Here is a 20,468-nt window from a genome sequence, read left to right on the forward strand (position 1 = left end):
ACCCTTCATCGAGAAACCATTGGTAGGAGGACGTTTGAATTTCGATCAAGTTCGGCAATTCCAGCACTTCGCTGATGCGTGCATAGCTTCTGCGTTGGCGGTGTCGCCCGTATTGAACTAGTCGGCCTGTCAAGAGTGATTCACCCCTCAAATGTAGACATTAGTGAAAACCGGAACCGGAACAGCTCCATCATCCGCTCTGCTCAGCAATCAATGCCTTCAAGGCGGACTGGCCGCTCCGTCATTCCGGGGCAAAGCACTAGGCATGCATGCAGCCGGCCCCCGCCATCCGGGCGGAAACGGCTTCGTTGCGTGCACCGCCGTTTCATTTAGGGGATTTAACACGCTCCCGGCGCGAGGAAACCAGGCGTTGAGTTGAATGGAGAAAAAAAGAAAATGGTTTCTATTCCAATAGAAAACCATATGGTTCGTTGTTTATTGATTTTATCATTGTTTCCATTGCGTCCAAAATTATACGTCATCCCCTCTGCACGGGAAATGTGCATATTTAGCATTTTATAATGCTACCACAATAAAAAAACGGTGTCAACATTTTTTCGCCTTTATGATATAATATCCTTTTTTCTTCGCGACGACTTCTACAGCGGGAAAGCATTCGTTCAGCTTTTGCAAGGCCGATGGGGCGCCTTGCTTTTTTTGAATGACGACCCATAGCTCGCCATGATCAAGCAGATGATCGCGGCTTTGTTCAAAAATCGCGTAAACGACCCGTTTGCCAGCCCGGATCGGCGGATTGGTGACGACCGCTGCAAATCGCTGTTCTCCGACTTCCGAAAAAAGATCGCTTTTGTAAATCACCGCATTGTCAATCCCGTTTGCCTGCTTGTTTTCCTGCGCCAGTTCGAGCGCCCGCTCGTTGACATCAATCATGTGAACGCGCCGGTTTGGAAACGATTTGGCCAAGGCAAGCCCGATCGGCCCATATCCGCAGCCGACATCCAACAAATCCCCAGCCACTCCCGGCTCCTCGAACGTTTCAATTAACAGGCGTGTGCCAAAGTCGACTTCGCGCTTTGAAAACACTCCGCTGTCGGTCGTAAAGCGGAATTCATGCCCCCGCAACACGTACGTCCACGTTTGCGGGTTTCGCTCCGACTTCGGATTGACTGAGTAATAATGCTCGCTCATCATCATCCCCTCCTCCTTGTCGACAGGCTGCACTGCCTTCCGTTATATAGTGTAACAAAAAAGAGGCCGTCCCTTGCTTCGGGCAAGCCTCTTTTTTCAATGGCGCAGCCATTACTTGATTTCGACTTTCGCGCCAGCTTCTTCGAGTTTTGCTTTGATTTCTTCTGCTTCTTCTTTCGCAATGCCTTCTTTGATCGGCTTCGGGGTGTTGTCGACCAAGTCTTTCGCTTCTTTCAGGCCGAGGCCAGTGATTTCGCGAACGACTTTGATGACTTTGATTTTTTGCGCGCCGGCGTCGGCAAGAATGACGTCGAATTCCGTTTTTTCTGCCGCTGCTTCAGCGCCAGCTGCTGCGCCGCCCGCGACAACAACCGGAGCCGCAGCTGTTACGCCGAATTCCTCTTCAATTGCTTTGACTAATTCATTTAATTCCAATACCGTCATGTTTTTCACAGCTTCGATGATTTGTTCTTTCGTCATCACAACTTCCTCCTTTGTTTTCTGAATGATTGTTAAGCACATATCGATGCGCCATTACGCGCCTTGTTCCTCTTGCTTGTCAGCCACCGCTTTAATCGCAAGCGCAAAGTTGCGGATCGGGGCTTGAAGAACGCTAAGCAACATCGAAAGCAACCCTTCGCGGGACGGGAGTTTCGCCAACGCATCGATTTCTTCTTTGCTGGCGATGTTCCCTTCGATGACGCCGCCTTTGATTTCCAATGCTTCATGCGTTTTCGCAAACTCGCTTAAAATTTTTGCTGGCGCCACGACATCTTCATTGCTGAAGGCGATGGCATTTGGACCGGTGAACACTTCATCCAGTCCTTCCAAGCCGACTTCCGCGAGCGCCCGGCGGGTCAAGGTGTTTTTGTACACTTTAAACTCGACGCCTGCCTCGCGCAGCTGTTTGCGCAACTCGGTCATTTCCGCCACGTTCAAGCCGCGGTAATCAACGATGACGGTTGCCTTGCTGGCCCGGAATTTGTCTGCGATTTCCGCGACCACTTGTTTTTTCAGTTCAATCGCGCTCGACACGTCCTGCACCTCCTGTAAGGAAAATGAGAGAATACCACTTATACCGTCTGCTCAATAAAAAACCTCCATGCCGCGTAGACATGGAGGTGTCGTTCAACGCACCGCCGCTCGTCCCCGACGCAGGGCGCGCTGTTCTATCGTCCACATACCTCGGTAGGAAATTAAGCCTCAAACAGGCACCTACTGTCTACGGTACAAATGATATTCATTTGTTCAGCCAAATGGCATTTTAACAGACGGACAAACAAAAGTCAACGGTTATTGTGCAACAGCAACCGTGGACGGGTCAACCTTGATGCCAGGGCCCATTGTGGATGTAATCGTGACGTTTTTCACGTACGTCCCTTTTGCCGCCGCCGGTTTGGCTTTCAAAATTGCTTCATAGACGGCTGCGAAGTTTTCAGCCAATTTCTCGTTGTCAAACGACACTTTGCCGATCGGAACGTGGATGTTGCCCGCTTTGTCGACGCGGTATTCCACTTTACCAGCCTTGATTTCTTGCACCGCTTTTGCTACGTCAAACGTGACTGTTCCGGTTTTCGGGTTTGGCATCAACCCTTTCGGCCCTAAAATGCGGCCGAGTTTCCCGACTTCACCCATCATGTCCGGCGTAGCAACAACGACATCAAAGTCAAACCAACCTTGCTGGATTTTGTTGATATATTCTGTATCGCCGACATAGTCAGCGCCAGCCGCTTCTGCTTCTTTCGCTTTTTCCCCTTTCGCGAACACCAACACGCGCGCCACTTTCCCTGTGCCGTGCGGCAGGACGACGGCGCCGCGAATTTGTTGGTCCGCTTTTTTCGGGTCGACGCCCAAACGGAACGCCACTTCCACCGTGGCATCGAATTTCGCGATGTTCGTTTTTTTCACGAGCTCGATTGCTTCAGCAATCGGGTATGCTTTGGAGCGGTCGACGAGTTTCAATGCTTCTAAGTATTTCTTTCCTCTTTTCGGCATGTGAAAAATCCTCCTCGGTTGTGGTTTTAGCGGAAAAACCTCCCACATTGAACGTTCTTCGCTTCTTTCGAAAACGAAGAAGCGGACGGATGCCCATTCATCAGGCCCGTCTTGCTGTTTTTGTTCATGGAGAGAGAGGTTGCCCAATGACGCAACCTCCCCTACAAACGACGCACCGGCTTTAGTCTTCAATCACAATGCCCATGCTGCGGGCCGTGCCTTCGATCATGCGCATGGCCGCCTCAATGCTCGCCGCATTCAAATCCGGCATTTTCAGCTCAGCGATCTCACGCACTTTGTCGCGTTTAATTGTCGCCACTTTGTTGCGGTTCGGTTCGCCGGAGCCCGATTCAATGCCCGCCGCTTTTTTCAGCAATACAGCGGCTGGCGGCGTTTTCGTGATGAATGTAAATGAACGGTCTTCAAAAACCGTAATTTCAACCGGAATGATCAACCCTGCTTGGTCCGCCGTGCGGGCATTAAACTCTTTGCAAAACGCCATAATATTGACACCGGCTTGACCCAACGCAGGACCTACTGGCGGCGCCGGATTCGCTTTCCCTGCAGGAATTTGCAGTTTGACGACCTTGATTACTTTTTTCGCCACGAGACACACCTCCTTAAGTCCGTGATGTGGTATTAGGGATTGCCCCTCCCACTCATCCGGCTCCGGTCTACTGAGCCGTTTTCCTATCTCCCGTTCAGTTGAGAGGATCAGCGTAAAAACAAAACGGCTCCCTTATACAAGTGTATAAGTTCACCGCCATATGTCTCCGTTTAAGAGACATACTGACTTTAAAATAGTATCACTTTTCCCTATCAATTGCAAGTTCTTTATCCATTAGATTTTTTCTATTTGCGAAAACTCAAGCTCCACCCGTGTTTCACGCCCAAACATATCGACAAGCAGCTTCACTTTATGTTTATCCGGGTCAATCGCTTCAATTTTCCCTGTAAAGTTCGCAAACGGACCTTCTTTGATCCGCACCGTTTCATTTACCTCATAGTCTACGTCAACCTCGGCAAGCGGCATGCCCATCCGCTTCAAGATCATTTTTACTTCTTCCTCCATAAGCGGCGTCGGTTTCGAACCAGCTCCGCTTGAGCCGACAAATCCAGTGACGCCCGGCGTGTTGCGCACGACATACCATGAGTCATCCGTCATGACCATCTCAACGAGCACATAGCCAGGGAACACTTTCTTTTTCGTCGTTTTCCGTTTTCCGTTTTTGACGTCCGTCTCCGTCTCTTCCGGAACGACGACGCGAAAAATTTTATCTTGCATTCCCATCGATTCGACGCGTTTTTCCAAATTGGCTTTCACTTTGTTTTCATATCCCGAATATGTATGGACAACATACCAGTTTTTCTCCATCAACAAGCCTCCCCAAGGCGGTTTTCGTTTTATTTTTTGCGCAAAACAAAAACCCGTTGCCGGGTTCCATACGCGCACGATTATCTTTCATTATAACATATCCTTCGTCCGCTTATTCAAACACGAGGCGAATCAACTCAGAAATGCCGAGGTCCACAACGGCAAAAAAGACGGTGAAAAACGCCACCGTGGCCAACACGACCGCCGTGTAGTTCACTAACTCCTTCCGGTTTGGCCAACTCACTTTTTTCAGCTCGCGTACGACTTCTTTTAAAAAGTTGATTACTCGCTGCATCACTCGTACCTCCATCATCGTTCAAAACTATCTCCACCGTCTATTTCGTTTCACGATGGATTGTATGCTTGTTGCATGTTGAGCAAAACTTGTTGGCCATAAGGCGCTCACCAAGGCGACGTATTTGTTTTGCTGCCGTATAGTTTCGGCTTCCGCACTGCGCGCAAGCCAGCGTCACTTTTTGGCGCATCAGCATTCCACCGTTCCTTCGAGATGTCCATAAAAATTTATCATATTGGCTGTTTCGCTGTCAATGACATCTTTTGATGCGGCGGCACGATGCCTACAAACTGATCTCGCGGTATTCCAAATATTTCTCGAGCTTCCGCTTGACGCGTTGCAACGCGTTGTCGATCGACTTGACATGGCGGTTCAGCTCTTCGGAAATTTCCTGGTATGAGCGTCCATCCAAATACAAAGCGAGCACTTTCCGCTCGAGGTCGCTGAGCAGTTCCGCCATCTTTAGTTCAATATCATCGACTTCCTCGCGGTTGACAATCAATTGTTCCGGGTCCGTCACCTGCGTGCCGGACAACACATCCATCAGCGTCCGGTCAGATTCATCGTCATAAATCGGCTTATCCAAGGAAACGTAAGAGTTGAGCGGAATATGCTTTTGGCGGGTCGCCGTTTTAATCGCGGTAATCATTTGCCTTGTGATGCAAAGTTCTGCAAACGCTTTAAATGAGGAAAGCTTGTCCCCCTTAAAATCACGGACGGCCTTATACAGACCGATCATTCCTTCCTGCACGATATCTTCCCGATCAGCTCCGACTAAAAAATAGGAGCGAGCTTTGGCGCGCACAAAGTTTTGATATTTATGGATTAAAAAATCAAGTGCTTCCCCATCCCCTTCGTGAACGAGCGCAACAAGCTGCTCATCGTCCAGCTGATGATAATCTTTCCCTTTCATTGCTTTCAAGCATTCCCCCACGCTGATCCCCCCGACCGCATCAATCGCTAACATGTATTATACAGGACAAATTTTTACAGCGTCAACCGCTCATTTTTCTCCTCTTCGCCATTTTTCAAAAATTTCAGCAATTCTATCATTTAGCGGAACTTTGGAGATCGGAGTGCGCTGCCGCATCGCTTTTACTTTTTGGGAAATGTCCCGCTCAACCGTCTCGACTTCATCCAATAGCTCGCGCGCCGACTTGCGCAGGGCGCCTTGGCCGAACACCGTCCATTGTTCGGTGTAGTCGGAGGTAGCGACATACACTTTTGTGCGCGCATTCATCAATGTTTTCGCCAACCGTTCAATTCGCTCATCGGCCGTCTCATGTTCCTTTGTAAAAATGACATCGACGTCGTAATGTTTATACTTTTTCTCGTTTCCTTGCACGAGGTGGGCATCGAATACGATCACGACATGGTCCCCGGTGAATCCTTTGTAGTCAGCCATTTTTTCAATCAATAAATCCCTTGCCGCTGCCAGATCGCCCTCTTCTTTCAGCCGGCGCAGCTCCGGCCACGCTCCGATGATGTTATAGCCGTCGACAATCAAAATGTTCATTCGCTATTCTCCCAACGGATACCGCTTCCGGTACACCTCGTACATGAGCAGGCTGGCGGCGACAGAGGCATTGAGTGAGGTGACATGGCCGCGCATCGGCAACCGGAACAAGAAATCGCACTTTTCAAGCACTAGGCGGCTGATCCCTTTTCCTTCGCTCCCGATGACGAGCGCCAACGGCATCGTGCCATCGAGCGAGCGGTAGTCGTCTTGAGCCGATGCATCCGTTCCGGCTACCCACACTCCGCGCTCTTTCAGCTCGTCAATCGTCCGCGCCAAGTTTGTCACACGCGCGACCGGAACGTGCTCAATCGCCCCGGTCGACGCCTTCGCCACCGTTTGGGTCAGCCCGACCGAACGCCGCTTCGGGATAATGAGGCCGTGCGCCCCGACCGCATCAGCGGTGCGCATGATGGCCCCTAAATTATGCGGATCCTCAAGCTCGTCCAAGATGAGAAAAAACGGCGCCTCGCCCCGCTCGGCGGCGCGAGCGAACAAGTCATCGATTTCATAGTAGCGGTAAGCCGCCGCCTGAGCGATCACCCCTTGATGAGCTCCTTCAGCCATCTGATCAAGCTTGCGCTTCGGGACATATTGGACGAGCACGCCCCGCCGCTTTGCCCATTCAAGCACAGGTTCGACGGTATGGCGCTGCGCCCCTTCCGCGATCCAAATTTTATTGATGTCGCGCCCGGCTTTGAGCGCTTCAATGACCGGATTTTTGCCGATAATGTAGTCCATCATTCCAACGCCCTTTCTTCCCTTTCAATAATGGCAAACGAACGGCCGATCAGCTCATCAACCCGCTTTTCATTATTAACCAAAAAATGATAACCGATGAGCGCCTCAAAGGCCGTGCTATGCCGGTATGTTTGTACATCCGTATTTTTCGGGATTGTGCCTGATTTGGCATTGCGGCCGCGGCGGACGATGTCCTTTTCCTCCTCGGTCAGGACGCCCTCGTCAAGCAACGCCAAAATCACTTGCGCTTGCGCCCGCGCCGACACATAGCGGACCGCCCGCCGATGCAGCTCATGCGGCCGCACGCTGCCGCCAGCAAGCAAATGGCGTCGCACATACACCTCGTACACGGCGTCGCCAATATAGGCAAGCGCCAGTCCATTTAACTGCTTCACATCGTTGACCATTTCAAACTCCGCCATCATCGCGTGCTATCCCCGTTTCCATCTCGTTCCTTGCGGCGTGTCTTCCAAAATAATGTTTTTCGCTCTCAACTCGTCGCGAATGCGGTCGGCCAGCGCAAAATCGCGGTTTTTCCGCGCTTCATTGCGCTTTTGGATCAACGCCTCGATTTCCTCATCAAGCAGCTCATCCTGCTTCAAGGTGAGTCCAAGTACGTCCGCCAGCTGTTCGAACTCGCGCAAAAACGCGTGAATGACCTTCTCGGATGTCGTTTTTTCCTGCAAGTACAAGTTAGCCTGCTTCGCCAGTTCAAACAATACGGCAATGCCGTTCGCCGTGTTGAAATCGTCGTCCATTTCACGGATGAACGAGGCGCGGATGTCGGCAATGCGCGAAACCCATTCCTCGTCATTGTCCGTTAAGTTCGTGCTTGCCTGCAGGCGATGCTGCAAATTGCCATACGCCGTCTTCAGGCGCTCGAGTCCGCGCCGCGCACTCTCAAGCAGTTCCTCGCTGTAGTTGATCGGATGGCGGTAATGCACCGACAGCATGAAAAAACGCAGCACTTGCGGGTCGATCTCCCGGATGATATCGTGAACGAGCACGAAATTGCCAAGCGACTTCGACATTTTTTCGTTGTTAATATTTAAATACCCATTGTGCAACCAATATTTCGCGAACGGTTTGCCGGTCAGCGCCTCTGACTGGGCGATTTCGTTTTCATGGTGCGGGAATGTCAAGTCCTGGCCGCCGGCGTGGATATCGATCGTATCGCCCAAATATTTGCGCGCCATCGCCGAGCATTCGATATGCCAACCAGGCCGCCCTTTCCCCCATGGACTGTCCCAACAAATTTCTCCTTCCTTCGCTGCTTTCCAAAGGGCGAAATCAAGTGGATCGTCTTTTTTCTCTCCAATTTCGATGCGCGCCCCAGCTTGCAGCTCATCGATCGATTGATGAGACAGCTTGCCGTATTCGCGGAACTTGCGCGTCCGGTAATACACGTCGCCGTCGACTTCGTAGGCATATCCTTTGTCAATGAGCGCCTGAATGAATTCGATAATCGTATCAATGTTTTCGGTCACCCGCGGATGGATGTCCGCTTTTTTGCAGCCAAGCGCCTGAATGTCTTCAAAATACGCCTCAATAAACCGCTCAGCGATCGCCGGCACGCTCTCGCCGAGCTCGCGGGCCGCTTTGATCAACTTGTCATCAACATCGGTAAAGTTCGATACATACGTCACATCATAGCCGCGGAACTCCAAATAGCGGCGGATCGTGTCAAAAACGATGGCGGCCCGAGCATTGCCGATGTGAATATAATTATAGACGGTCGGGCCGCACACATACATTTTCACTTTATTCGGTTCCAGCGGCTCAAACGGTTCTTTTTTTCGCGTCAGCGTATTATAAAGCCGGATGCTGCTCATACTCGTTCTTCCTTTCTTGTTGTTTCAATGCCTCAAGCTCGCTTTTCAGCCGGGCGATTTCCTCTTCAAGCTCCCGAAACCGGTCGGCGATCGGGTCAGGAAGGTCGGTATGGTTTAAATCTTTCTTCACTTTCACCCCGTCGCGCACAACGACGCGGCCCGGAATGCCAACGACGGTCGAATTGGGCGGTACGTCTTTTAACACGACCGACCCAGCGCCGATTTTCGAGTTTTCCCCGATCGTAATCGAACCGAGCACTTTTGCGCCGGCAGCGATCAAACAGTTGTCTTTGATCGTCGGGTGCCGCTTCCCTTTTTCTTTCCCTGTCCCGCCTAATGTGACCCCTTGATAGACGGTGACATTGTCGCCGATTTCGCACGTTTCGCCGATCACCACGCCCATGCCGTGGTCGATGAAAAAGCGGCGGCCGATTTTCGCGCCCGGATGGATTTCAATGCCAGTGAAAAAGCGGCTGATTTGCGAAATCAAGCGGGCAAGAAAGTAAAATTTCCGCTTGTAAAGCGCATGGGCGATCCGATGCGCCCAGATGGCATGCAGGCCGGAATATGTTAAAATGACTTCCAAATAGCTTCTCGCCGCCGGGTCTTGCTCAAAAATGACCTCAATATCCTCTTTTAACGTTTTAAACATCATGTCCTCCCTCCATCCCTCTAAGTTGTCTTGAATAAAAAAGCGTCCCTGTGCCGAAGACACAGAGACGCTTTTGGCGCGGTTCCACTCTGTTTAGCGAAACGGGGCGCCGTTTCGCTCACTCGATTCCGATAACGGAGATGCTCCGCTCCCCTCTACTGCAGAACGTCTCTGTTCCGGTTCGAAAGGAGACTCCGAGGCGCACTTCAGACAGCACCGAACATAAGCCGCTTCCAGCCAAGGCGGCTCTCTCTGGGATGCCGATGCTTCCTACTTCTCCTCGTCAACGCTTTTTCTTTATGCACTTGTTCCATCGAAATTTTATATTATTATACCACATCCATCATGCAAACGTGCATAGAGGCCGATTAAAATTTTTCTTGCAACGCCCGCTCCAGCCGCTCGATCACTTTTTCTTTGCCGAGCAACTGAATGGCAAACGGCAGCTCCGGTCCGTGCGTTTGTCCCGTCACCGCCGCGCGGATCGGCATAAACAACTTTTTCCCTTTTTGCCCGGTCGCCTTTTGCACCGCTTTAATGGCCGCTTTAATCTCGTCTGCCGTAAACGGCTCAAGCTCACGCACGCTCTCAAGGAAGGTGGAAAGCACAGCCGGCACTTGCTCTTCAGCAAGCACTTGACGCGCCTCGTCCTCGTAGTCGATTTCTTCTTTAAAGAACAGCTCAGACAGCGGGACGATCTCCGCACCGTAGCTCATTTGCTCTTGATACAAAGCAATTAAATCGCGCGCCCATTGCCGCTGTTCGTCCGTCATATCCGCCGGCAGGCGCCCGGCTTTCACTAAATGCGGCAAGGCCAGCTCGACAAGCCGGTCAAGATCAAGCTTTTTGATATATTGGTTGTTCATCCATGTCAGCTTTTTCGTATCAAACATGGACGGCGATTTTGACAGCCGGGAGACATCGAACATGCGGATCAGTTCGTCTTTCGTAAAAATTTCTTCCTCTCCTTCCGGCGACCAGCCAAGCAAAGCGAAAAAGTTGAACATCGCTTCCGGCAAATAGCCAAGTTCTTTGTATTGCGAGACGAACTGAATGATGGATTCATCGCGCTTAGACAGCTTTTTCCGCTGCTCGTTGACGATCAACGTCAAGTGCGCGAACTGCGGCGGCTCCCAGCCGAAGTACTCGTATACCATGAGCTGCTTCGGCGTATTGGACAAATGTTCCTCACCGCGAAACACATGGCTGATTTCCATTAAATGGTCGTCGATGACAACAGCGAAATTGTATGTCGGAATGCCATTCGCCTTGACAATCACCCAATCGCCGCCGACATCTTTCGATTCAAACACCACTTTGCCGCGCACTAAATCGTAAAATTCGTACTTTTTCCCTTCCGGCACCTTCAGGCGGATCGTATACGGCTTCCCTTGCGCCTCGAGCTCCGCGACCTGCTCCGGCGTCAAATGGCGGCATTTGCCGCTGTACTGCGGAGCGGCGATGCCGGCCGCCCGCTGCGCCTCCCGCTCGCGCTCGAGCTCTTCCGGCGTGCAAAAACATTTGTACGCATGCCCTTGCTCAAGCAATTCATTCACATATTTTCGGTAAATATCGAGCCGCTCCGTTTGCCGGTACGGCCCGTAGCCGCCATCTTGATCAATCGATTCATCATAATCAATGCCGAGCCATTTTAAGTTTTCGAGCTGCGACTTTTCGCCGCCTTCGACGTTCCGTTCAATATCTGTATCCTCGATGCGGACGATCATTTTTCCACCGTGATGGCGGGCAAACAAATAGTTAAACAGCGCTGTCCGCGCCCCGCCGATATGCAAATGGCCGGTTGGGCTCGGCGCATAGCGCACGCGCACCTCTTTTGCCATCATCCAAACCCTCCACTTCCATCAAAGCTTGTGCTATTATTGTACCGTTTATCGCGGCAAAGTTCAAAACAGACAGCTCTCGCCTAAGCCGCACCACGCCGCCGACGCCCCCCCTTTACACCTCCTAGCCAGGACGGCGAACAAAGCGCTTATGTATTAAGGGAACGAGGCCTTCCCAAATGATGTTGCCAAAGGCCGCTCCATTAGCTTTTTTGCAGCAAGACGACCGCCTGGGCGGCAATGCCTTCCTCCCGCCCAGTGAATCCAAGCTTCTCCGTCGTCGTTGCCTTCACATTGACTTGCGAGCGCTCGGCTTCCAGCAACCGAGCGATCACCGCCCTCATTTCTTCAATATACGGCGCCATCTTCGGCTTTTGTGCGATGATCGTGCAGTCGGCGTTCACGAGCCTATACCCTTCCTGCCGAGCGAGCGCCCATACGTGCGCCAACAGCTCAGCCGAGTCGGCATCTTTAAAGCGCGGATCTGTGTCCGGAAAATGCCGGCCGATATCGCCGGCGCCGATCGCCCCAAGGCATGCGTCCGCCACCGCATGAAGCAGCACGTCGGCATCTGAGTGGCCGAGCAGCCCCTTTTCATACGGAATGGTGACGCCGCCAATGATCAGCGGACGCCCTTCAACAAGCTGATGGACGTCAAACCCTTGTCCAATGCGAAACATCTCTCCACCCCCATCTATTCGGCCATCCGGCTTGCCAAAATCGCCTCAGCAAACAAAAGGTCCTCCGGCGTCGTCAGCTTAATATTGCGATAATCCCCTTCAATGATCTTCACCGGCTTGCCGATTCGCTCCACAAGGCTGGCGTCATCCGTGCCGAGATAGCCAGCCTGTTTCGCCGCTTCGTGCGCTTCCATGATCAAAGACAGACGAAAAGCTTGTGGCGTCTGCACCGCCCACAAGCTGGAACGATCAATCGTCTGTTCGACAAACAAACCGTTCGCTTTTTTGATCGTATCTTTCACCCGCACTGCCGGGATCGCCGCCCCGTACTGAACAGCGGCGTTCACGAGCTCGTGCAAATGATGGACGCGGACAAATGGGCGGGCGCCGTCATGGATGAGAACAATCTCCTCCCCCGCGAGCGCCTGCAATCCGTTGTAGACGCTATGCTGCCGCTCCTCGCCGCCGTCGGTAAGCGCGGCGACTTTTCGAATGCGAAAGCGGGCGAGCAGCTGCTCAAATCGGCTTCGCTCGGCTGGGTTGACGACGAGCACGATGCGGGTGCACCGCTCATCGCGCTCAAACACGTTCAGCGTCCGAACGATGAGCGGCTCACCGCCAAGCTCAAGGAATTGCTTGTTCATGCCGGCGTTCATCCGCTTTCCCCGCCCGGCCGCCAAGACAATCGCTTCGTAATTCATTGGCCGTTTCCCCTATTCGTTTTACAACGCTTTTTGCAGCAGTTTCAATTTGGCAAAAATCATTCTCCCCGCAGATGTTTGTAACACGCTGGTGACTAAAACGTCAACCCGTTTGCCGATATATTCTTTGCCATCTTCGACGACGATCATCGTCCCGTCGTCCAAATAGGCCACGCCTTGGTTATGCTCCTTCCCATCTTTAATGACGTGTACGTTCAGCTCCTCGCCTGGCAGCACGACCGGTTTGACGGCATTCGCTAAATCGTTGATATTCAAAACACGCACGTTTTGCAGCTCACATACTTTGTTTAAATTGAAATCGTTCGTCACGACAACGCCTTGAAGTTGCTTCGCCAGCTTGACGAGTTTGCTGTCGACTTCCTGGACGTCGCTGAAATCCGCTTCATGGATTTCCACTTTCATCGCCATTTCTTTTTGGATGCGGTTCAAAATATCCAAGCCGCGGCGGCCGCGGTTCCGCTTCAGCACATCGGACGAATCGGCGATATGCTGCAATTCTTCGAGCACAAACCGCGGAATGACAAGCGGCCCTTCCAAAAACCCGGTTTGGCAAATGTCTGCGATCCGCCCGTCGATGATGACGCTCGTATCCAAAATTTTCACAGCACCGCCCTTTGACGGTTCGTTTTCCGCTTCTCCACCTTTTTTCTTCGCCATGCGGTTGGACAAGGAAAATAAGTTCATCAACTCATTCCGTTTCTTTAAACCGACGCGAAACCCTAAGTAGCCAAGCAACACCGTCAAAAAAATCGGCAACACCGTATTCAACACTTGAATGTGAAACGACTGCAACGGCATGACAACGAAAAACGCGATAATAAGACCGAAAATCAGCCCGAGACTGCCAAACAGCACGTCGGCGGCCGGCGCCTTCACGAGCGTTTCCTCCACCCAGCGAATCATGTCGACCACATAATCGACAAGCCAAAACGTCAACAAAAAGAAAACGACTGCCCCCAGCACCGCAAGCGTATAAGAATTATTGAGAAGCGGCATGCCGCTCACATTCATCAGCTTAAGCAAGTCAGGAAAAAACATGGCGCCTAACGTTCCGCCCACGGCGAGGAAAAATAATTGCACAATGCGTTTGACCATCAGCCCATCTTCACCTCCCTATTTAACATTATAAACAGTTTCCAATGTTTGAAACCAATTGGAAGACAATTTTTAATCGTTTTTGAACATTCGACATCTGCTTGTAACAATAGCGAAAAACGCCGGCCAAACGCCATAGTTGTTTCGGATCACCCTACTATTTTTTACGTACATCAGAGCGAAAAGGTTCAATCCTTTTAGGCTGTTTATGCCTCTGCTTAAACACTTAAGAATGAAGAGGCGATGAATTTTTGATCGCTCATATCCCCTTGGGCGCGAAGAACCGGGTTGCGCAGGTGAAAGAGCGATTAACACATTGTATGCTCAAGCGCCTCGGCCACATGCGAAACACCGATCACTTGCACACCTTTTGGCGGCTGCCAGCCAGCTAAATTGTTTTTTGGCACAATGATGCGGGAAAAGCCTAATTTTACCGCCTCCTGCACGCGCTGTTCGATGCGCGAGACGCGGCGCACCTCTCCAGTTAAGCCGACTTCGCCGATAATGACATCCGCCGGATTCGTCGGCCGATCGCGAAAGCTCGAGGCGATGCTGACAGCGACCGCCAAGTCAATTGCCGGCTCATCAAGCTTCACGCCGCCCGCCACTTTCAAATAAGCATCTTGGTTTTGCAACAGCAGCCCAACCCGCTTTTCGAGCACGGCCATCAAAAGCGACACACGGTTATGGTCAAGGCCGGTTGCCATCCGTCTCGGGTTGCCGAAGCTCGTCGGCGAGACGAGCGCCTGGATTTCCACGAGCACCGGCCGCGTCCCTTCCATCGCCGCCACGACCGTCGAGCCAGCCGCTCCGCGCGACCGTTCTTCTAAAAACACTTCTGATGGGTTTTCCACTTCCTTCAGCCCAATGTCGCGCATCTCAAAAATGCCGATTTCGTTCGTTGAGCCAAAACGGTTTTTCACCGCTCGCAAAATGCGATACGTATGGTGTCGCTCCCCTTCAAAATAGAGAACGGTGTCCACCATATGTTCGAGCAGGCGCGGCCCGGCGATCGCCCCTTCCTTCGTCACATGACCGACGATAAAAATGGCAATGCCTTTTGTTTTCGCCAGCTTCATCAGCTCGGCCGTGCATTCGCGCACTTGGGCGACGCTGCCCGGTGCAGAGGAAATATCGGTGCGATACACCGTCTGAATCGAATCAATGATGACACAAGCAGGTTGAACCGTTTCAACCGCTGCCACAATGTATTCCAAATCTGCTTCCGCCAACACGTACAGCCGATCGCACTCCGCACGAAGGCGTCCAGCGCGCAGCTTTACTTGTTTGACCGATTCCTCACCGGAGACATACAGCACTTGATGCCCAGCGGCGGCCAGCTGCGCCGATGTTTGCAAAAGCAACGTTGATTTGCCAATGCCAGGGTCGCCGCCGATCAAAACGAGCGAACCTTTGACGATTCCACCGCCCAACACGCGATCGAGCTCCGCGCTGTTCGTTTTCATGCGCGGCTCTTGCACCGCCTCCACGGCTGTAATCGGGACCGGTTTGGCCGAACCCGCCCGCTCCGAATGAAGAAATGCGCCGCGCACAGTCGGTTTCTCCTGCTCCATTTCCTCAACAAACGAATTCCATGTTTGGCATCCCGGACAGCGTCCAAGCCATTTGGCCGACTCATATCCACACTCTTGGCAAACGAACTTCGTTTTCTTCTTCGCCATCGATCTTAACCCTTTCTGTAACGTTTTCCAACGAAAAAAAGGCATGGGCAGGAAGCTGCCGCATGCCTTTTCTTCCCTCACACGACCGCCTGTTTCGACAATACGACAAACTCCCCGTCTTTGACATCCACGACGACTTTTTGCCCTTTGGCGATCGTGCCTTTTAACAATTCTTCGGACAAACGGTCTTCAACATGCTTTTGCAAGGCGCGGCGCAGCGGACGGGCACCGTATTCTGGATCGAACCCTTCGGCGGCGATTTTCTCAATGGCGGCCTCCGTCAGCTCAAGATCAATGTCTTGCTCTTTCAGCCGCTTCACGAGCGTATCGGCCATCAATCGGACGATTTGTTTCAGATGGTCTTTTTCGAGCGAATGGAAGACGATGATTTCGTCGATCCGGTTTAAAAACTCTGGACGGAATGCTTTTTTCAGCTCATCCATCACTTTGCTTTTCATATCTTTGTATTGCTGGTTCCCGTCTTGAATGTTGAAGCCAACGTACTTATTCCGTTTCAGCGCATCGGCGCCGACGTTGGACGTCATGATGATGATCGTGTTGCGGAAGTCGACCGTCCGCCCTTTCGAGTCAGTCAGCCGCCCATCTTCCAACACTTGCAGCAAAATATTGAACACGTCCGGATGCGCTTTTTCCATCTCATCTAACAGGACAACCGAATACGGCTTGCGGCGCACTTTTTCCGTCAGCTGGCCGCCTTCTTCATAACCGACATACCCCGGCGGCGACCCGATGAGCCGCGATGTCGAGTGTTTTTCCATATACTCGGACATATCGATGCGAATGAGGGCGTCTTCATCGCCAAACATCGCTTCTGCCAAGGCTCGGGCCAACTCCGTTTTCCCAACGCCGGTCGGACCAAGGAAAATGAACGAACCGATCGGGCGTTTCGGGTCTTTCAGGCCAGCACGGGCGCGGCGCACCGCTTTGGCGACCGCTTTGACCGCCTCGTCTTGGCCGACGACACGCGAATGCAAAATTTCTTCCAGCTTGAGCAGCCGCTCCGTTTCCGTCTCAGCGAGCTTCGATACTGGAATGCCGGTCCAACTCGAGACGACCGCGGCGATGTCTTCGACCGTCACTTCCAAATTTTCTTGGCCTTGTTTTTCTTTCCACGCACGTTTCGTTTCCTCCAGTTCTTCGCGCAGCCGCTGTTCCATATCGCGCAGCGATGCTGCTTTTTCAAATTCTTGGCTTTGCACGGCCGCGTCTTTTTCTTTCCGCACTTCCTCGAGCTTTTGTTCAAGTTCTTTCAATTTCGGCGGTGCGGTGAACGAACGAAGGCGCACTTTCGAGCAAGCCTCGTCGATCAAATCGATCGCCTTATCCGGCAAGAAACGGTCGGTAATGTAGCGGTCGGACAATTTGACGGCTTGCACGATCGCCTCGTCGGAAATCGAAACGCGGTGGTGCGCTTCATACCGATCGCGCAACCCTTTTAAAATTTGGATCGATTCTTCCACTGTCGGTTCATCAACGTAAATCGGCTGAAAGCGGCGTTCAAGCGCGGCGTCTTTTTCAATATATTTCCGGTATTCATCGAGCGTTGTCGCGCCGATGCATTGAAGCTCCCCGCGCGCCAACGCCGGTTTCAAGATGTTCGACGCGTCGATCGCTCCTTCTGCCCCACCGGCGCCAATTAATGTATGCAACTCATCGATGAACAAGATGATGTTGCCCGCTTGACGAATTTCATCCATCACTTTTTTCAGCCGGTCTTCAAATTCCCCCCGGTATTTCGTTCCGGCGACGACCGTCCCCATATCGAGCGTCATGACCCGCTTGTCGCGCAGCGTTTCCGGCACTTCGTTATTGACGATTTGTTGGGCTAACCCTTCAGCAATGGCCGTTTTCCCAACGCCCGGCTCGCCGATCAACACCGGATTATTTTTCGTCCGCCGGCTTAATACTTCAATGACGCGCTGAATTTCTTTACTGCGGCCGATGACCGGGTCCAGCCGTCCTTCGCGGGCAATCGCTGTCAAATCACGGGCGAGGCTGTCAAGCGTCGGAGTGCTCACATGCGACGCGCCGCCGCCATGGCCTGACATCGACTCATTGCTGCCAAGCAGCTGCAACACTTGCTGGCGCGCTTTGTTCAAGCTTACTCCCAAGTTGTTCAGCACGCGGGCGGCCACCCCTTCGCCTTCGCGGATCAATCCAAGCAAAATATGTTCTGTGCCGACGTATGAATGGCCGAGCTTCCGCGCTTCATCCATCGACAGCTCAATGACTTTTTTCGCCCGCGGTGTATAGTGGATCGTATGCGACACTTCACTGCCACGGCCGATGAGCGATTCGACTTCTTTTTGAATTTTATCTGGGCCGAGCCCAAGCGCCATGAGCGCCTTAGCCGCGATCCCCTCGCCCTCGCGGATGAGGCCGAGCAAAATATGTTCTGTGCCGATATTGTTATGGCCGAGGCGAATGGCTTCTTCCTGCGCCAGCGCCAGCACTTTTTGCGCCCGTTCCGTAAATCTGCCAAACATCATCGTTCATCACCCTCCATCTTTCTTCGTTCCTCCATCTTTAAACGCTCCCGGATCAGCGCCGCGCGGCGGACGTCCCGTTCTTCAGGGCGAAGCGCCCCGCCGGCATATTGCTGCAAAAATCCCGGCTGCGTCAAAATCATCAGCTCATTTAAAATGTTGCGCGAGATGTTCTTGATATATCCTAGATCAATCCCTAAGCGAACATCGGACAGACATTGCGCCGCTTCTTTCGATTCGATGACGCGGCAGTTGGCCAGTATGCCGTATGAACGGAACACCTTGTCTTCTAATTGTATGCCCAAAGTTTTCACTAATGCCTGACGAGCCGCTCTTTCTTGGGCGATCAGCTGCTGAACGATCGTATGCAAATCAGCAACAATGTCTTCCTCCGATTTCCCAAGCGTGATCTGGTTGGAAATTTGGAATATATTTCCCAACGCTTCACTCCCTTCACCGTATGTTCCACGGACAACAAGCCCAAGCTGGTTGATGGCAGGAATAATACGGTTAATTTGTTGCGTCAGCACAAGCGCCGGAAGATGCATCATCACCGAAGCCCGCAATCCCGTCCCGACATTGGTCGGGCAGCTCGTTAAATAACCAAGCCGCTCGTCAAAGGCATAGTTGACATACCCTTCAATCCAATCGTCCAATTCGCTCGCCGCCTCGAGAGCCTCAGCAAGCTGCAACCCCGGGAATAGGCATTGGATGCGGATATGATCCTCCTCGTTGATCATGATGCTGATTTCTTCATTTTCCGAAAGCAGACAAGCGCCAAACGGCGAATCCTCAGCCAGATGCGGACTAATTAAGTGTTTTTCTACCAATACCCGTTTTTCAATCGGCTGAAGCTCCGACATTTTCAACAACTCGAAGCGGCCTGCCCCTCCGTAAGAACGATGGGCGAACGTCCGTTCAAACAACGCGACGATTTGCATCGCTTCTTCACTGCTAAACAGCGTTGGAAAACGAAAGTCAACGATGTTGCGCGCCAGTCGGATGCGACTGCTTAAGACGATGTCCGAATCCGGCCCCTCTTGGCTCATCCACGCGCTGACCGCCGTATTGAAAAACTTCTCGAACGACATACCGCTTACATATCCCCCTCTCCGCGTCGACGCAGTTCATCCTCCAACGAGCGGATTTGGTCGCGCACCTCGGCCGCCCGCTCGAATTCCTCACGAGCGACGAGCTCCTGAAGCTTTTGTTTCAACATAGCAAGTTGCTTGCGCAAATGGAGAACGCCGCCTTTTCGCTTCGGAATTTTTCCTGAATGAGCGGTATTGCCGCTATGGAGCCGTTTCAAAATCGGCGGCAAGTAGCGTGCAAACGTCCGGTAGCAGTTAGCGCAGCCGAACCGCCCGATTTGTGTGAATTGATGGTATGTCATTTGGCACGTCTCACATTGAAGTACATCCGGGTTCGGAAACGCGTTCGCCGTCATCTCTTTCATCGGCGCTTGAAAGTTAAGAAGCCCCGCCAACAAGTTGTTGAGTGAAAAATCATCATTGCCGTAGAACGTAAACATATGGCCATGCTCTCTGGCGCATTGCTCGCAAAGATGGAACTCCGTTTTCTCTCCGTTTACAATTTTTGTAAAGTGCATCGTGGCCGGCCGCTGCTTGCATTCTTGGCAAATCAATGCCTCCCCCTCCCCCTATTTGTATTTCAGCGACGTCAGCATCGCTTTTAACATGCGGGCCCGCAGTTCGTCCCGCTCGGGCAAATCGATATATAAAACAGAACGATCCATAGCGCTTAACATAATTTTCGCTTCCCGCTCCGAAATTACCTTTTCTTCAACGAGACGTTTTACCACATCTTCAGCATTCGATTGGCTGATGCGGTGGCCGACAAGCTCGAGCAGCTGGTCAATAAGCTGTGCTTCACTCTTTGTCTTCACTTTCATAATGCGGATATACCCACCGCCACCGCGCTTGCTTTCGACGATGTACCCTCTTTCAAGGGTAAACCTCGTATTGATGACATAGTTGATCTGCGACGGAACACATTGGAATTTATTAGCGATTTCGCTTCGTTTAATTTCAACGATATCTTGGTCGCTCATATTGAGCACTTGCTTTAAATATTGCTCAATGATGTCGGAAATGTTCGGCACTCTACCTACCACCTTCCTTACAACCAAGCTGCCTGGCGATGGGCCGTCCGCTGACAAGGACACCCCACTGCCTATTCGTTGACTTTGACTATATTTGACCTTACTCTTACTATACAATGTATTACGGAAAATTTCAAGAGTGACCAAAGAAGGAAAACTAACTATAGAATATCCGTTTTTCTGGACAATAAAACGTCAAGCAGCCGAATAAATGAAAAAGCACGCCTTTTCTTCCAAGGAAAGAAAAGACGTGCTTTCCATTTT

24 protein-coding genes and 2 other annotated features are annotated in these 20,468 nt (G+C 51.9%); all 24 genes read right to left on the bottom strand.

The window, feature by feature from the left end:
• A partial coding sequence (locus GZ1_RS19890; RefSeq protein WP_373278110.1) for a hypothetical protein occupies nt 1–133 on the bottom strand: 133 nt, incomplete at its 3' end.
• A 413-nt stretch (nt 134–546) separates the two neighbouring features.
• A complete protein-coding gene (locus tag GZ1_RS14625) occupies nt 547–1,149 on the bottom strand; it encodes a class I SAM-dependent methyltransferase (protein ID WP_013143980.1) in 603 nt (200 codons plus the stop codon).
• A gap of 111 nt (nt 1,150–1,260) precedes the next feature.
• Entirely contained in the window at nt 1,261–1,629 is a 369-nt protein-coding gene (rplL, locus tag GZ1_RS14630) for a 50S ribosomal protein L7/L12 (protein ID WP_012820484.1), read from the bottom strand.
• Nucleotides 1,630–1,683: 54 nt separating this feature from the next.
• A complete protein-coding gene (gene rplJ, locus GZ1_RS14635; protein WP_011229610.1) occupies nt 1,684–2,184 on the bottom strand; it encodes a 50S ribosomal protein L10 in 501 nt (166 codons plus the stop codon).
• Between the two features lie 47 nt (nt 2,185–2,231).
• Nucleotides 2,232–2,395: a sequence feature (ribosomal protein L10 leader region), on the bottom strand.
• A gap of 47 nt (nt 2,396–2,442) precedes the next feature.
• Nucleotides 2,443–3,144, bottom strand: a complete 702-nt coding sequence (gene rplA / locus GZ1_RS14640; protein WP_012820483.1) for a 50S ribosomal protein L1 — start codon at nt 3,142–3,144, stop codon at nt 2,443–2,445.
• Between the two features lie 181 nt (nt 3,145–3,325).
• The gene (gene rplK, locus GZ1_RS14645; protein ID WP_011229608.1) at nt 3,326–3,751 is read right to left on the bottom strand and encodes a 50S ribosomal protein L11; all 426 of its coding nucleotides are present in this window, start codon (nt 3,749–3,751) and stop codon (nt 3,326–3,328) included.
• Nucleotides 3,752–3,985: 234 nt separating this feature from the next.
• The gene (gene nusG / locus GZ1_RS14650) at nt 3,986–4,519 is read right to left on the bottom strand and encodes a transcription termination/antitermination protein NusG (RefSeq protein WP_012820482.1); all 534 of its coding nucleotides are present in this window, start codon (nt 4,517–4,519) and stop codon (nt 3,986–3,988) included.
• 112 nt (nt 4,520–4,631) lie between these two features.
• The gene (gene secE / locus GZ1_RS14655; RefSeq protein ID WP_012820481.1) at nt 4,632–4,814 is read right to left on the bottom strand and encodes a preprotein translocase subunit SecE; all 183 of its coding nucleotides are present in this window, start codon (nt 4,812–4,814) and stop codon (nt 4,632–4,634) included.
• A gap of 40 nt (nt 4,815–4,854) precedes the next feature.
• A complete protein-coding gene (rpmG, locus tag GZ1_RS14660; RefSeq protein WP_012820480.1) occupies nt 4,855–5,004 on the bottom strand; it encodes a 50S ribosomal protein L33 in 150 nt (49 codons plus the stop codon).
• Between the two features lie 93 nt (nt 5,005–5,097).
• On the bottom strand, nt 5,098–5,781 hold the full coding sequence (gene sigH / locus GZ1_RS14665) for an RNA polymerase sporulation sigma factor SigH (RefSeq protein WP_013143979.1): 684 nt from the start codon (nt 5,779–5,781) through the stop codon (nt 5,098–5,100).
• 36 nt (nt 5,782–5,817) lie between these two features.
• A complete protein-coding gene (locus GZ1_RS14670) occupies nt 5,818–6,330 on the bottom strand; it encodes an NYN domain-containing protein (RefSeq protein ID WP_012820478.1) in 513 nt (170 codons plus the stop codon).
• Between the two features lie 3 nt (nt 6,331–6,333).
• Nucleotides 6,334–7,071: a 23S rRNA (guanosine(2251)-2'-O)-methyltransferase RlmB gene (gene rlmB, locus GZ1_RS14675; RefSeq protein ID WP_011229602.1), complete on the bottom strand. Its 738-nt coding sequence runs from the start codon at nt 7,069–7,071 to the stop codon at nt 6,334–6,336.
• Nucleotides 7,071–7,496 carry a Mini-ribonuclease 3 gene (locus GZ1_RS14680; protein WP_060788770.1) on the bottom strand — a complete coding sequence of 142 codons (426 nt, stop codon included), beginning with the start codon at nt 7,494–7,496 and terminating at the stop codon, nt 7,071–7,073. Before GZ1_RS14680 ends, rlmB begins: the two co-directional genes overlap by 1 nt.
• A gap of 6 nt (nt 7,497–7,502) precedes the next feature.
• Nucleotides 7,503–8,903, bottom strand: a complete 1,401-nt coding sequence (gene cysS, locus GZ1_RS14685; protein ID WP_014194590.1) for a cysteine--tRNA ligase — start codon at nt 8,901–8,903, stop codon at nt 7,503–7,505.
• Nucleotides 8,881–9,618, bottom strand: a complete 738-nt coding sequence (gene cysE, locus GZ1_RS14690; protein ID WP_020754402.1) for a serine O-acetyltransferase — start codon at nt 9,616–9,618, stop codon at nt 8,881–8,883. Before cysE ends, cysS begins: the two co-directional genes overlap by 23 nt.
• Nucleotides 9,616–9,851 (bottom strand) — a binding site (T-box leader). (Overlaps the previous gene by 3 nt.)
• A 72-nt stretch (nt 9,852–9,923) precedes the next feature.
• Nucleotides 9,924–11,396: a glutamate--tRNA ligase gene (gltX, locus tag GZ1_RS14695; protein ID WP_033005073.1), complete on the bottom strand. Its 1,473-nt coding sequence runs from the start codon at nt 11,394–11,396 to the stop codon at nt 9,924–9,926.
• 203 nt (nt 11,397–11,599) lie between these two features.
• On the bottom strand, nt 11,600–12,076 hold the full coding sequence (gene ispF / locus GZ1_RS14700) for a 2-C-methyl-D-erythritol 2,4-cyclodiphosphate synthase (protein ID WP_013143976.1): 477 nt from the start codon (nt 12,074–12,076) through the stop codon (nt 11,600–11,602).
• A gap of 14 nt (nt 12,077–12,090) precedes the next feature.
• Complete coding sequence (gene ispD, locus GZ1_RS14705; protein ID WP_015373720.1) at nt 12,091–12,777, bottom strand: 2-C-methyl-D-erythritol 4-phosphate cytidylyltransferase; 687 nt, start codon at nt 12,775–12,777, stop codon at nt 12,091–12,093.
• A gap of 21 nt (nt 12,778–12,798) precedes the next feature.
• Nucleotides 12,799–13,893: a PIN/TRAM domain-containing protein gene (locus GZ1_RS14710; RefSeq protein WP_012820471.1), complete on the bottom strand. Its 1,095-nt coding sequence runs from the start codon at nt 13,891–13,893 to the stop codon at nt 12,799–12,801.
• A 308-nt stretch (nt 13,894–14,201) separates the two neighbouring features.
• Entirely contained in the window at nt 14,202–15,575 is a 1,374-nt protein-coding gene (gene radA / locus GZ1_RS14715) for a DNA repair protein RadA (RefSeq protein ID WP_015373719.1), read from the bottom strand.
• Nucleotides 15,576–15,652: 77 nt separating this feature from the next.
• Entirely contained in the window at nt 15,653–18,085 is a 2,433-nt protein-coding gene (gene clpC / locus GZ1_RS14720; protein ID WP_011229593.1) for an ATP-dependent protease ATP-binding subunit ClpC, read from the bottom strand.
• On the bottom strand, nt 18,082–19,173 hold the full coding sequence (mcsB, locus tag GZ1_RS14725) for a protein-arginine kinase McsB (protein ID WP_011229592.1): 1,092 nt from the start codon (nt 19,171–19,173) through the stop codon (nt 18,082–18,084). Before mcsB ends, clpC begins: the two co-directional genes overlap by 4 nt.
• A 5-nt stretch (nt 19,174–19,178) precedes the next feature.
• A complete protein-coding gene (gene mcsA / locus GZ1_RS14730; protein WP_011229591.1) occupies nt 19,179–19,727 on the bottom strand; it encodes a protein-arginine kinase activator protein McsA in 549 nt (182 codons plus the stop codon).
• Between the two features lie 15 nt (nt 19,728–19,742).
• Nucleotides 19,743–20,204: a transcriptional regulator CtsR gene (gene ctsR / locus GZ1_RS14735; protein WP_011229590.1), complete on the bottom strand. Its 462-nt coding sequence runs from the start codon at nt 20,202–20,204 to the stop codon at nt 19,743–19,745.
• Between the last annotated feature and the right edge of the window lie 264 nt (nt 20,205–20,468).

Source organism: Geobacillus zalihae NBRC 101842 (assembly GCF_001544135.1).
GTDB lineage: Bacteria > Bacillota > Bacilli > Bacillales > Anoxybacillaceae > Geobacillus > Geobacillus zalihae.

What these genes read in the sequence shown, in the direction of transcription:
- rplL (WP_012820484.1), bottom strand. Translation starts at nt 1,629, where the DNA reads ATGACGAAAGAACAAATCATCGAAGCTGTGAAAAACATGACGGTATTG.
- ispD (WP_015373720.1), bottom strand. Translation starts at nt 12,777, where the DNA reads ATGAATTACGAAGCGATTGTCTTGGCGGCCGGGCGGGGAAAGCGGATG.
- rplA (WP_012820483.1), bottom strand. Translation starts at nt 3,144, where the DNA reads ATGCCGAAAAGAGGAAAGAAATACTTAGAAGCATTGAAACTCGTCGAC.
- GZ1_RS14670 (WP_012820478.1), bottom strand. Translation starts at nt 6,330, where the DNA reads ATGAACATTTTGATTGTCGACGGCTATAACATCATCGGAGCGTGGCCG.
- ispF (WP_013143976.1), bottom strand. Translation starts at nt 12,076, where the DNA reads ATGTTTCGCATTGGACAAGGGTTTGACGTCCATCAGCTTGTTGAAGGG.
- GZ1_RS14625 (WP_013143980.1), bottom strand. Translation starts at nt 1,149, where the DNA reads ATGAGCGAGCATTATTACTCAGTCAATCCGAAGTCGGAGCGAAACCCG.
- rlmB (WP_011229602.1), bottom strand. Translation starts at nt 7,071, where the DNA reads ATGGACTACATTATCGGCAAAAATCCGGTCATTGAAGCGCTCAAAGCC.
- GZ1_RS14710 (WP_012820471.1), bottom strand. Translation starts at nt 13,893, where the DNA reads ATGGTCAAACGCATTGTGCAATTATTTTTCCTCGCCGTGGGCGGAACG.
- secE (WP_012820481.1), bottom strand. Translation starts at nt 4,814, where the DNA reads ATGCAGCGAGTAATCAACTTTTTAAAAGAAGTCGTACGCGAGCTGAAA.
- radA (WP_015373719.1), bottom strand. Translation starts at nt 15,575, where the DNA reads ATGGCGAAGAAGAAAACGAAGTTCGTTTGCCAAGAGTGTGGATATGAG.
- cysS (WP_014194590.1), bottom strand. Translation starts at nt 8,903, where the DNA reads ATGAGCAGCATCCGGCTTTATAATACGCTGACGCGAAAAAAAGAACCG.
- clpC (WP_011229593.1), bottom strand. Translation starts at nt 18,085, where the DNA reads ATGATGTTTGGCAGATTTACGGAACGGGCGCAAAAAGTGCTGGCGCTG.
- rpmG (WP_012820480.1), bottom strand. Translation starts at nt 5,004, where the DNA reads ATGCGCCAAAAAGTGACGCTGGCTTGCGCGCAGTGCGGAAGCCGAAAC.
- mcsB (WP_011229592.1), bottom strand. Translation starts at nt 19,173, where the DNA reads ATGTCGTTCGAGAAGTTTTTCAATACGGCGGTCAGCGCGTGGATGAGC.
- gltX (WP_033005073.1), bottom strand. Translation starts at nt 11,396, where the DNA reads ATGGCAAAAGAGGTGCGCGTGCGCTATGCGCCGAGCCCAACCGGCCAT.
- sigH (WP_013143979.1), bottom strand. Translation starts at nt 5,781, where the DNA reads ATGTTAGCGATTGATGCGGTCGGGGGGATCAGCGTGGGGGAATGCTTG.
- GZ1_RS14680 (WP_060788770.1), bottom strand. Translation starts at nt 7,496, where the DNA reads ATGATGGCGGAGTTTGAAATGGTCAACGATGTGAAGCAGTTAAATGGA.
- nusG (WP_012820482.1), bottom strand. Translation starts at nt 4,519, where the DNA reads ATGGAGAAAAACTGGTATGTTGTCCATACATATTCGGGATATGAAAAC.